We start from the raw sequence: 11,205 nt of genomic DNA on the forward strand, positions 1-11,205 counted from the left end.
CTCAAGCCTCCGGTGCGAGGTAAAGGGCTGCATCGGTCGCGATTTGCGCGGCTTCCTCGCCGTCGAGTCTGACCCCGAACTTGTCGGCGTCGGCTATGAAGCGGAGCTTGGCGCGGGCATCGGCAACCGATTCGCACGGCTCATTTGCCATTAGGCCTTCGATCGCATTCGAGCGGGCGCAACCTTCTTCGCTAAGATGGCGGGCCGTGTTCAGCTCGGCATATTCGAGGCGGAGCGTTTCGAACCGCGACGTTACGAGGCGGCGGGCGTCGGCAAGCAGCCGATCAAGCGTGCTCTCGATCGGAAGGCTTTCGCCATCGTCCATCGCGATGATGAAGGAGCGGGCAAACTCTTCCAAGCTGCTAGTCGGCGCGGCGTCGATAAGATCAACAGCCTCGAGGAACGCCTTCCTATCCGTGTCGGTGCTGCCGGGCTTGTTGATGGCTACCTGCATCTGGCGGTAATGCGCCTCGGCAACCTGAAACGGAGTGGCAGGCGAAACCGCGGCGGGGGTGTTGGGCTTGGTCACCATCGCTCAATGCTCCGTGCTGGAGGTCAGGATGGCGGCAACGGCGTCGCTCGCGTTCGGCTGCTCGCACCAGTCGCGGAACGGCTCGTAAGCGTCCGGTCCCTGCTGGTGGTATGCCTGCAACAGGCGCTCGCCGATCTCCATGCGGATCGCCTCCAACGCCTCGACGCGGTAACCTGCGAAGGCCGTCCAGCGGTCGACCGCGTTGCCGTAGCGGCTGCGCTGCTCGAGCATGACGGGGGGAAGCGCTGCGCACGATGCCAGCAGCTTCATGGCGCGGGGGTCTGCGGTCCAGCGGGACGGCGTGGTCAGCGCGACGAGCGCCAAGTGTGGGGTAGCAGCAACGGACGCACCGATGCTAAGGGGCTGTGTAGCCATGTTCGATCCTTTCCCGATCGTCTGGTGAGGCCGAGCGTGGGAAGGTCCAATTTCCCCGTTCGGCCGCTAGCGAGTTGCCTCGTTAACTATTGTCGTTATCCACGCATCACAGGGGGTGGTCAACAAAAATCGTTGCCCTTGTACGTAAGCGCTGTATCAGCAGCCCATGATAACCCCAGCAACATGCCGCGCCGGTCGCGGTCTCGTCGGTCTTACTCAGGCCGAATTAGCCAAGGCTGCAAAGGTCGGGGCCTCGACCGTCCGAAGTTTCGAGGGCGGTCTAAGCGTTCCCGTGCGCAATAACCTCGACGCGATCCAGCGCGCTTTAGAAGATGCCGGGGTCGAGTTTATCGCCAGCGATGGCGCATCATCGCGCGGTGGTCCTGGCGTGCGTCTAGTCCGCTAAGTCCCCTCTCGATCGGCTCCCGGCACGATCGCCGCGGTCCCTATCCAACGCGCTTGAGTCCGGTGTTTAATCCAGCGCGCGGGCGCCGTTTGTCCTTCGTCTTGTGGCCCCGTTGTGGTATCTAGATACCCGTAACGGAGGGTTATGATGGCTGGTGTCCATAGTGATTTGGTAAAGGTGCGAGTGAACCCCGCTCTACGGGAGCGCGCTGCGGCTCGGGCTCAGAGCGAGGGCATGAGCCTGTCGGAACTGGTGCGCGCTGCGATCCGCCGCGAATTGAACGCCTAGTGGACGTTTTCGAACACGTCGCGAAAGTCTGGGCCGATGCCGAGCGGGTGGAAGAGGAGCGCGGCGACCTTGCCGACTATCTGACGCTCTGCTGGCTGGCGGAAGCCGTGTGCAAGCGCGTCGACCTTTCGCCGGAAGAGGCGGCGTTGCTTATCGTTGAGATAGGTATGGACGGCGGGCCGGACCTTCGCACCGGCAAGGGCATAGCTTGCGCCTCTGTAATTCTCGGCGTGCCCGGCGCTCCCATTCAACCAACATTGCATTGAGAGGATAGGGCTATGGGTCCGATTGACTACGGTTCGTTGCAGGCGAAGTTGGACTTTAGCCCGCTCATGCAGGGCCTTCAGCTACGCCAAGCGAAGCAAAACATCCAGGCTGATAGCGAACGGCAAGACAAGACGGTGCAGCTTGCTCGCGAGCAGTTCACGGTCAATCAGCAAGAGCATGCGGCATATCTAGCCGACGTCGAAGCATACAAGGCTGACCCAACGCCCGGCAACTTGCGCAACCTTGGCTTGAACCATCCCGATCTGTCCGATCAAATCTACAGGGCGGGCAACAGCTATACGACGGCAGCGAAACAGGATCTAGTTGGATCCGGATTTTCCGCGATTGGCGCGCTCGCTGCTGGCAATCCCGACTTGGCGGCATCAGGCCTCGAGAAGCGGATCACAGGCCTTAAAAACAGCGGCGTTGACACGTCTCACACACAAGCGGCGGTCGACATGATTAAAGCCGGTAAGACGAAAGAGGCTACGGCCTATCTGTCTTATGCGATGGCGGGGCTCGTCGGGACCGACCACGCGGCGGGCATCATGGAAACGCTGGGCGTTGGTGGAAAAGCTGACGACAAGCGCGCGGACAATGAGCGCCAGGATCGGGCCTTGAACCTAAATGAGCGCCGCGCAGACGCCACTATAGCACGCGGCGAGGCGGCAAGCGCTCGCGCTGAGCGCGCGGCCGACCGCGCCGATCGCAAGGCCGCTGGCGGCGGCGGCGGGGGCTCTGGCAATTATGAATACCGGATTGGTCCGGACGGCAAGTTACAGCGGAGGAAGCGCTAAATGGCTGAGCAAGAGGACGGTTGGGAAACCATCACCGACCCGTCTGCGGTACCCGCGGACATTCGCAAATCGCTAGGCGTGAAGGGCGTGCGGTCGGCCCTGGGGATCGACGCGAAGGGCGGCGGAAAGGCCATCCCGCAATGGGCGGAGAAGAAGTATTCGCCGCAGGTCGAAACCTATGCGGGCCTCACGAACGCCCTCAACGGCTTTAAGGACGACTTCGGCGGCAACACCGTCACGGGCGGTCTAGAGAACACCGTCCAAGGGCTCTATAGCGGTTTCGGCAGCGAGGGGCAGCGCGACTGGTGGGCCTCGTTCAAGTCGAACGATAACCAAATCCGCAACAAGCTGTTCGGCTCGGCGCTGACCGATACGGAGAAGGCCGCTTACGAAGCGACAACCATCTCGCCTTCAATGGATCCGAAGGAAATACGCCGCAACCTGACGACGCGCCGTAGCCTCGTCCAGAAGGCTTTGCAGCGCTCGACCAAGTTCCTGCAAGCGCAGGGCTATAACGGGGATTCGATCTCTGCATTGGCTGGCGAGTACGCTCCTGAATTGGGCGCGATCGCTACGCCCGATGCGGCAAGCGCGACCGATGCGGCGAAGCCAGCCGGTGCGACTGGTGCCGCCGCCGCCTCGGCTGCTACTGGAGGCGAGCCCCCGGCTGGTCCGACCCCTCCGAGCGGCCCTGACAGTCGCGGCGACGTGCAGTTCAACGGCGATGGCCCGCAACTCGCTGCGGGTGTGTCGAAGCTGTCGCCCGAGGTGCAGGAGAAGCTTTACCAGTTCTCGCTGACCAAGCCGAACGCGGCACAGCTGAAGCAGTATTACGACACGCTTGGCGCCGGCGTCCTGCCCGATGCCAATGCGCAGCAGATCGCGGACTATTACGCGAAGGGCGGCACGGAGCGGATCGGTGTCAGCTACGACAAGGCCGAGGTGGCGCCGATCGATCCAGGCGATGGGACCGTTGGAGCGGTGGGGCGCGGCGTTGTCTCTAACATCCCGTTCAGCCGGGAGATTGCCGCCGGTATTGATACGCTTTCCGACCCGCAAAGCACGTTCGCCAGCAACCTCGATGAAGAGTACGGCAAGCGCGCGTTCGTCGAGCAGAACAACCCGGTGGCCTATACGGCAGGCGCTATCCTCGGCTCACTTCCGCTTGGCGGGGTCGAGTTTGCAGGCGCTCGAGCAGCATCGCGTGCGGCTGGTGTCGCGGCAATCAGACAGGGCCTTGGGCGTGAAGTTGCCGTTATGCAGGCCAACCGGACGTTTGCCATGCGATCGGCAATGGAGGGCGCTGGTATCAGTGGCGTTTATGCCTTGGGCAACGCTGACGGCTCGTTAGGCCAACGGGTCGCCGCGGGCGTAGGCGGCGCTGCGGTCGGCGGCGTTGCTGCGGGCGCTCTCTCGCTCGGCGGCGGCGCATTGCTGGCCCGTCGCGCTGCGGCGGCAAGGGGGGGCGCTCCAGCGCTCTCACCGGGGCAAGAGGCGCTTGAGGCCGCGGGCCGTCAAGATATTGTCCCGTTCCCCGCCGACGTCGGGGGATCCGGGGTTCGTTCGGTAACTGGCGCGGTAGCGCAGACGATGGGCGGCGTTGGTCCTATCCGCGCTGGCGCTCAACGCACGCTCAACAGCGCCGAAGCGGTCCGCAACCGTGTGGCCTCCGCGATCGGTACGCCGCAGGGCATAGAAGAGGCGGGGGAAACCGCGCGAGCTGGAGCGCAGACGTTCATTGCTCGCACGGGTGCTCGTATCGGCCGCATCTATGAGCGCGCCGCATCCCTCGGCGGACAGGCTCGTGTCGACACTCCCGCAGCGCGACGGGTCCTAGATCAGGAGTTGGCCCCGCTGCTGGAGTCGCCAGTGCAAGGGCCGGGTGTCCCGATCCTCCAGGGCTTGCTCGATGCCTTGGACAACCCGCAGTCGATCCGCGGTCTTCGTGAGGCGCGATCACAACTCCGCGAGCAATTCGAGAACGCGGGGCTACGCGGCTCGAACTTGGAACGTGTGGCCGGTCGAGTGATCGACGCCGCGACCGACGATATGGTGAACGGGCTGCGATCGCAGGGGTTGGACGCGGCGGCACGCTTGTACCGTGTAGCGGACCGCGCATGGCGTGAGCGCCTGCAAATCATGGACGATCATCTTGCGCCCATCTTGGGGGACGCGAGTGGCCCTGGCATGAAGTCGGGCGAACAGGTCGTGCAAGGTCTGAAGTCCGCGATGGCTGGCAATAACCGCCGGTTCGCGGGTTTCGTCGGCGCGCTTCCCCCGCATGAGCAAGGTGTGGTGCGGGCGTCGCTTATCCAGCGGATGGGCATGGCGACCAAGGGCAACCAAGACGAAGCGGGCGAGGTATTCTCCCTCTCGACGTTTCTGACGAATTGGAACGAGATTGGCGAGCGCGCCAAGAATACGTTGTTCGGGCCTGAGGGGCGTGCGGCGCTCAATGACTTGGCTATCTACGCTCGCGAGGCCAAGCAGTCGCAGAAGTTCGCCAACCATTCCAACTCGGCAGGGGCAGTAAGTAACCTTTCCGCTATCTGGAACTTCTCGACTCTCGGGACGGCGCTGGCGGCTGAGAACGGTGGGGGTCGCGTCCTAGCATCGCCGCGGTTCGCTCGCTGGTTGGCCCGGCCACCACGTGCTGCAACCCCGGCGGCGTCTCGAGCTTGGGTCGAGCGGCTAACGCGCGTTGCCAAGTCCGAGCCCGCCATTGCGCAGGATGTTCTCGGTATCCAGACGCGGCTTCGCGATATGCTTATGGGTTCGCCCGCAACTGTCGCAGCGCAGGAAGGCGCTACACCCGCTCAGATAGTCCAGGGGCAGAACAGCCAACAGCAAGCCCCAACCCAAGGGGCGCAACAGTGAGCGGGCCGGAGGGGCGATATTCAGCGTGCGCAATGGCCCGCCCCAAGGGTGGTCTTCGCATAGCTGTCTAGCGCGGGGGTAGGTGCGGCGGCATTGGCGGGCGCCGCCGCCGCACCGATTGAAACCCGCCAACGCATTTTCGAAACCCCCGGTGGTGATGCCGACGAACACGCCGCATCGTTCGCTCAACCGATGGCACCCGCCGCGCGCTCGATGCAAGCCTAATGATTCGCGATCAAGCCAGCCGGGCGCTCGACTTCCGCCACTGTTCGCAAGCGTTGGTGGTATCTATGGAGGGAACGGGATTTTTTAAATCCGCCTTTTCCTAGCAATACCAACACCTTAATGCGGTGTCGGTGGCTCCCTGAGTAGGATTCGAACCTACGGCCACTCGATTAACAGTCGAGAGCTCTACCGCTGAGCTATCAGGGATCGTTGCCGAGGGCGGCTCTATAACTGGCCCTCCGGATCATGCAAGCAGGTTTCGTCGCAAATCCGTAAACTTTCGCGGCTGGCTCGGGCCCGGTGACGGCCGTCAGGAGATGAACTGCTCCATCGTGATGCGGTCGTCGAGGGCGTGCTCCGGGTCGAACATCAACGTCAGTTCGCGCGCGCGGTCCATGCAGATGTCGACCCGCGCGATATCGCGGATTTCGCGTTGGTCGGCGACCACGGAGACGGGGCGTTTGCCCGCATCGAGGACGCGTACGCCGATCCGTGCCTTGTCGGGCAGGATCGCGCCGCGCCAGCGCCTGGGACGAAACGGACTGATCGGGGTGAGGGCGATCATCCCCGAGCCCAGCGGCAGGATCGGGCCGTGTGCCGAGAGATTGTACGCGGTCGAGCCGGCGGGCGTGGCGACGAGGATGCCGTCGCAGGCGAGTTCGGGCAGGACGATGCGCTCGTTCACCGTTATCTCTAGATTGGCGGTCTGGCGGGTCTCGCGCAGGAACGAGACCTCGTTGATCGCCGGCAAGGTATGGGTCCGGCCATCGACGCCGACCGCGGTCATGGTGAGCGGCACGACCTTGAACGGCTTTGCCCGGTCCAGGCGATCGATCAGGCCGTGATGCCGCCACTCGTTCATCAGGAACCCCACGGTCCCGAGGTTCATGCCGAACACCGGTACGGGTGGCTTGCGGCGTTCCAGCATGGCGTGGAGCGTCTGCAGCATGAAGCCGTCACCACCGAGCGCGATGATCACGTCGGCATCGTCGACCGAGACCCAGTCGCGCAGATCGGCAAGCTGATCCTGGGCGGCGCGGGCAGGGGGTGTCGTGGACGCGACCAAGGCCAGCCGCTCGAACCGGCTCATCCTCCAGTAACGCTCATGTGGCGCGATACCGCCGGGCGTTCGCCGACACCGATGCGGAAGTCGTGCGCCTTGGGCTTGGCAAAGAGGCCGGCATCGATCGCCTCGTCGAGCCCGGCGGTGCCGCCCTCGCGAAGCGCCGCCTTCAGATCGACCTGATCGTCATGGCCGAGGCACATATACAGCTTGCCCTCGGTCGTCAGGCGGACGCGGTTGCAGCCGTCGCAGAAGTTCGCCGTCAGCGGCGATATCAATCCGAGCCGCGTACGCGTGCCATCGACGTTCCAGTAGCGCGCCGGCCCGCCGGTCTTGTGCGCATCGCGAGCCAGCGTGAAAGCACCCGAAAGCTCCTCGAAGACGTGCGTCAGCGGCAGGAAGCGATCGGTGCGATCCTCGTCGATGGCGCCGAGCGGCATCGTCTCGATCAGCGACAGGTCGAAACCCTCGTTGCGGCACCATGCCAGCATCGGTGCGATCTCGTCTTCGTTGAAGCCTTTCAAGGCGACCATGTTGATCTTGATCGCCAGACCCGCATCGCGCGCCGCCATGATTCCGCCGATCACCTGCCCAACATCGCCATGACGCGTGATGTAGCGGAAGCGCTCCGGATCGCGGCTGTCCATGCTGACGTTGACGCGTCGGATACCGGCATCGACCATCGCCTCGGCATGCTGTGCGAGACGCGTGCCGTTGGTGGTCATGGTCAGTTCCTCTAAACCGCTGCCGATGTTGTGGCCGAGGCGCTGGACGAGTTCGGCGACGTCGCGGCGCACCAAAGGCTCGCCGCCGGACAGGCGTATCTTGGTCACGCCGCGGGCGATGAACCGCTCCGCGATGATCGCGATCTCCTCGAGGCTCAGCAACTTTGCGCGGGGCAGGAACGTCATCTGCTCGGACATGCAGTAGCGACACCGCAGATCGCATCGGTCGGTGACCGAAATCCGGAGATACTTGATCGTGCGGCCGTGCGTATCGCGCAACGGCTTTTGCGCCGGAAGGGTCGGCAAGGCATTGGCGGTCTGGATCATAGTCTCCGAGCTAAGTGCGGGTGGGTCCCCGAACAAGGCCGAACCGGACTGTAGTGGATTGGCGGGCAGCGACGCGGCGGCTAGGCTCGCACCGGTGGGGTGGGGTGCGACGGTTATGCAAGACATACAGACGGCAACGACGCTGTTCGCGATATCGTTCCGTCACCGCGAGGAGATCGCGGGGATACTGGCCGGCGCCGGCGCGGGTTCGGACTGGCATGCATCGGTGGTCAGCGATGCCGTGGCGATCGAAAGCCGCTTTCTCGCCAGTGGTGCAGCGGTGGCGCTGATCGACGCGCGTGGCGCACTCGACGAGGGGGTAGCGGCGGCGCTTGCCCTGGGCGGGTTGGTCGCGACCAACGGCGCCGCGCTGCTGGTGCTGGTGTCGCGCGGCGACGTCGAGGCGATCGGCGAATTCTTCGATGCAGGTGCGACACAATTCCTGACCAGCCCGGCGACGGACAGCGAACTGATCCAGGCACTGCGCTTTGCCGGGCGCCACGCGGTCCGCGCGTCCGGCAGCGTGGTCGACCGACGCAGGATCCCCGGCGCATCGCTCTACGACCGCGAAACCGGCGACGTACGCCGCTGGATCATCGGGCGGATCGCCGCCGACTGCCCGGTCGCGGTGGTGCTGGTGTCGCTGTCGCGGCTGGATATCGTCAATGCGGCGCATGGTCGGCCGATGGTCGACGCGCTGATCGAGACGGCGGTGCGGCGGACCGAGACGATCGCGCACGCGGCGATCGACGTGGATTCGATGGTCGCCCGGCTTGGCGGATCGGAGTTCGCGTTCGTGATCGAGGCGTCGGGTGCAGCGGTGACGGCCGCGATCACCGCGCTGGATGCGGCCCTCGCGCGGCCGTTCGCGGTGGCGGATACGCGCGCCGTGCTCGGTTGCCGGTTCGGGGTGGCGCAGCGTCAGCCGGGCGACGACGCGGCCGCGCTGTTGCGCCGGGCGAGCGAAGCCCTGGCGGAAGCGAAGGCGAGCGACGGATCGGTGCTGCACGTCGCGCTGCCCGACGGAGTCGCGCCGATCGACGCGCTGGCGATCGACCTGCATCACGCGATCGAACGCGACGAGATCGACCTGCGCTGGCAACCCCAGGTCGAGATCGCGAGCGGCCGGATCACCGGTGTCGAGGCGCTGGCGCGCTGGAGCCACCCGACGCTGGGGCCGCTGGGTGCGGATACGCTGTTCGATGCCGCCGATCGCGCCGACCTGGGGATCGCATTGTCCGATCATATCCAGCGGCTGGTCCTTGCGCGCGCGACGGCCTGGCCGACCGCGCTGAGCATTTTGCGGGTGTCGATGAACCTGACCGCGGCGGACATCACGCGGCCGGGGTTCGCGGCGCTGTTTCTGGCGCGGGTCGACGACAGCGGCTTTCCACGCGGCCGGTTGACCGTCGAGATTACCGAAACCGGCCTGATCGAGGATCTGGCGGCGGCGTCGGCGCTGCTGGCGGAACTGCGCGGGGCAGGGTGCCGGGTGGCGATCGACGACTTCGGCACGGGCTATTCGAGCCTTGCCTATCTGAAGTCGCTGCCGCTCGATTACGTCAAGATCGACAAGGCGCTGGTCCGCGATATCGACGGGTCGGCCCGCGACCGGGTGGTGGTGGCGGGCGCTATCACGATGGCGCGGTCGCTTGGCCTGGCGGTCATCGCCGAAGGGGTGGAAACACCGTCGCAACTCGAACTGCTCGCCGCGGGCGGTTGTGGCCTGTACCAGGGCTATCTGTTTTCGGAGCCCGTCGGCGAGGCGGCGCTGCTCGACCTGGTGGGGAAAGAATGATGCGTGCGCTGATGATGCCGATCGTGATGATAACTGCGGCAGTGGCAGTTCCCGCTGCTGCTGCCCCAGTCGCCGCACCCGCCGCCAAGCCCTCGCGTGTTTCAGCCGAGACCGCGATACGCGAGGCGATGATGGCGAGCGCGGCGGGGTGGAATACGGGCGATCTGACGCGGTTCATGGCGGTGTATGCCGACGATGCGATATTCGTCACGCCCAAGGGGCTGTTGCGCGGCAAGGCGGCGATCTCCGCGAAATATCAGCCGAGCTTCAGCGGCGTCGGCAATGTCCGCGGCAGCCTGTCGTTCGCGTTCCTGGAGATGCGGGGGATCGACCCGCGCCATGCGATGCTGTTCGCGCGGTGGACGCTGAGCGGAGCGTCAACGACGGAAAGCGGGATGACGACGTTGGTCTTCGAACGGCATGGCGGGGCGTGGCAGATCATCGCGGATCACAGCAGCTGATGCACGACATGCAGCGCCACCATGCCGCTCAAAGGGTGACGACATGACCAACACGCTCGATCCCGCGACGGCGGCGCGGTTCGCCGATCTGACGCTGGGGCATCTGACGCGCGAATGGCCGTACAAGCTCGACCAGGTGCTGTCCGGGCCCGGCGACCTTGCGGTGCCCAAGGCGTTGCACCCGGTGTTCCATGGCAGTTTCGACTGGCATAGCTGCGTCCATGGCTGGTGGCAGGTCATGCGGCTCGCGCGCCTGTTTCCCGACATCGCGCAGGCCGCTGCGATCGAGACGCTCGCCGATCGCATGCTCGTCCCGACGCTGATCGCCGGCGAGGTCGCGTATCTGGACCGGCCGGGCACGGGCGGGTTCGAACGGCCCTATGGCTGGGGCTGGCTGCTCGCGCTCCACGACGAACTCGCATTGCGGCCCGATCGGCCGTGGGCGACGGCGGTCGAGCCGCTCGCCCGCGCCTTCGCCGCGCGGTTCGCCGCGTATCTGCCCAAGCTCCTCTATCCGGTGCGCAGCGGCAAGCATGACTGCACCGCCTTCGCGCTCGTCCATGCGCTGCGCTGGGCGAGGACGCACGACGCTGCGCTTGCCGAGCTGATCGAGACGCGCGCCCGCGAATGGTATGGCGACGATCGCGACTGCCGGCCGTTCGAGCCGAGCGGCGAGGATTTCCTGTCGGCGACGCTGTGCGAGGCGGCGCTGATGCAGGCGGTGCTCGGTGACGATTTTGGCGGCTGGCTGGCGGCGTTCATGCCCGATCCGTTCGGGGCGGCGACGACGTGCCTGCGTGTCCCCGCCGTCGTCAGCGACCGCAGCGACGGTCGGCTCGCGCATCTCGACGGCCTGAATCTGTCGCGCGCCTGGAACTGGCGAGCGCTGGCGGCCGCGATGCCCGACCCGGAAGCGGCGCGGGCGATCGCCGACGCGCATCTGGCCGACGCGCTGCCGCATCTCGCCGACGATTATATGGGGGAGCATTGGCTGGCGACGTTCGCGTTGCTGGCGCTGGAGGCCGGTTCCGTCTGAGCGGGGCGGCATGCGGGCATTCCACCGA

Annotated in this window: 11 protein-coding genes and 1 tRNA gene; 7 read left to right on the forward strand and 5 right to left on the reverse strand. The window is 65.4% G+C overall.

Annotation, left to right across the window (positions count from 1 at the left end; translation table 11 throughout):
* Window position 1 precedes the first annotated feature (1 nt).
* Together U1707_RS08580 and U1707_RS08585 are read right to left on the reverse strand one after the other, a co-directional pair.
* On the reverse strand, window positions 2–532 hold the full coding sequence (locus U1707_RS08580; protein WP_332799650.1) for a hypothetical protein: 531 nt from the start codon (window positions 530–532) through the stop codon (window positions 2–4).
* 3 nt (window positions 533–535) lie between these two features.
* The gene (locus U1707_RS08585; protein ID WP_332799651.1) at window positions 536–907 is read right to left on the reverse strand and encodes a hypothetical protein; all 372 of its coding nucleotides are present in this window, start codon (window positions 905–907) and stop codon (window positions 536–538) included.
* A gap of 553 nt (window positions 908–1,460) precedes the next feature.
* Here U1707_RS08585 and U1707_RS19030 point away from each other — a divergent pair.
* The 4 genes from U1707_RS19030 to U1707_RS08600 are packed head-to-tail and all read left to right on the forward strand — an operon-like array spanning window position 1,461 to window position 5,542.
* On the forward strand, window positions 1,461–1,601 hold the full coding sequence (locus U1707_RS19030; protein ID WP_443025679.1) for a YlcI/YnfO family protein: 141 nt from the start codon (window positions 1,461–1,463) through the stop codon (window positions 1,599–1,601).
* The gene (locus U1707_RS08590; protein ID WP_332799652.1) at window positions 1,601–1,867 is read left to right on the forward strand and encodes a hypothetical protein; all 267 of its coding nucleotides are present in this window, start codon (window positions 1,601–1,603) and stop codon (window positions 1,865–1,867) included. Before U1707_RS19030 ends, U1707_RS08590 begins: the two co-directional genes overlap by 1 nt.
* A gap of 12 nt (window positions 1,868–1,879) precedes the next feature.
* Window positions 1,880–2,665, forward strand: coding sequence for a hypothetical protein (locus U1707_RS08595; protein ID WP_332799653.1), 786 nt, complete (start codon window positions 1,880–1,882; stop codon window positions 2,663–2,665).
* Window positions 2,666–5,542: a hypothetical protein gene (locus tag U1707_RS08600; protein ID WP_332799654.1), complete on the forward strand. Its 2,877-nt coding sequence runs from the start codon at window positions 2,666–2,668 to the stop codon at window positions 5,540–5,542.
* Window positions 5,543–5,899: 357 nt separating this feature from the next.
* On the opposite strand, the gene U1707_RS08605 is transcribed toward U1707_RS08600, so the two are convergent.
* From U1707_RS08605 to moaA, 3 genes are all read right to left on the reverse strand, one after another.
* Window positions 5,900–5,974: transfer RNA gene (locus U1707_RS08605), tRNA-Asn, on the reverse strand.
* A 103-nt stretch (window positions 5,975–6,077) separates the two neighbouring features.
* Window positions 6,078–6,857 carry an NAD kinase gene (locus U1707_RS08610; protein ID WP_332799655.1) on the reverse strand — a complete coding sequence of 260 codons (780 nt, stop codon included), beginning with the start codon at window positions 6,855–6,857 and terminating at the stop codon, window positions 6,078–6,080.
* Window positions 6,854–7,882: a GTP 3',8-cyclase MoaA gene (gene moaA, locus U1707_RS08615; RefSeq protein WP_332799656.1), complete on the reverse strand. Its 1,029-nt coding sequence runs from the start codon at window positions 7,880–7,882 to the stop codon at window positions 6,854–6,856. Before moaA ends, U1707_RS08610 begins: the two co-directional genes overlap by 4 nt.
* 115 nt (window positions 7,883–7,997) lie before the next feature.
* On the opposite strand from moaA, the gene U1707_RS08620 reads away from it, so the two are divergent.
* The 3 genes from U1707_RS08620 to U1707_RS08630 are packed head-to-tail and all read left to right on the forward strand — an operon-like array spanning window position 7,998 to window position 11,177.
* On the forward strand, window positions 7,998–9,680 hold the full coding sequence (locus tag U1707_RS08620; protein WP_332799657.1) for an EAL domain-containing protein: 1,683 nt from the start codon (window positions 7,998–8,000) through the stop codon (window positions 9,678–9,680).
* Window positions 9,680–10,141 (forward strand): YybH family protein, encoded by a 462-nt coding sequence (locus U1707_RS08625; RefSeq protein ID WP_332799658.1) that lies wholly within the window; start codon window positions 9,680–9,682, stop codon window positions 10,139–10,141. Before U1707_RS08620 ends, U1707_RS08625 begins: the two co-directional genes overlap by 1 nt.
* Window positions 10,142–10,184: 43 nt before the next feature.
* A complete protein-coding gene (locus tag U1707_RS08630; protein ID WP_332799659.1) occupies window positions 10,185–11,177 on the forward strand; it encodes a DUF2891 domain-containing protein in 993 nt (330 codons plus the stop codon).
* Window positions 11,178–11,205 lie beyond the last annotated feature (28 nt).

This window comes from Sphingomonas sandaracina, assembly GCF_036663695.1.
GTDB lineage: Bacteria > Pseudomonadota > Alphaproteobacteria > Sphingomonadales > Sphingomonadaceae > Sphingomonas.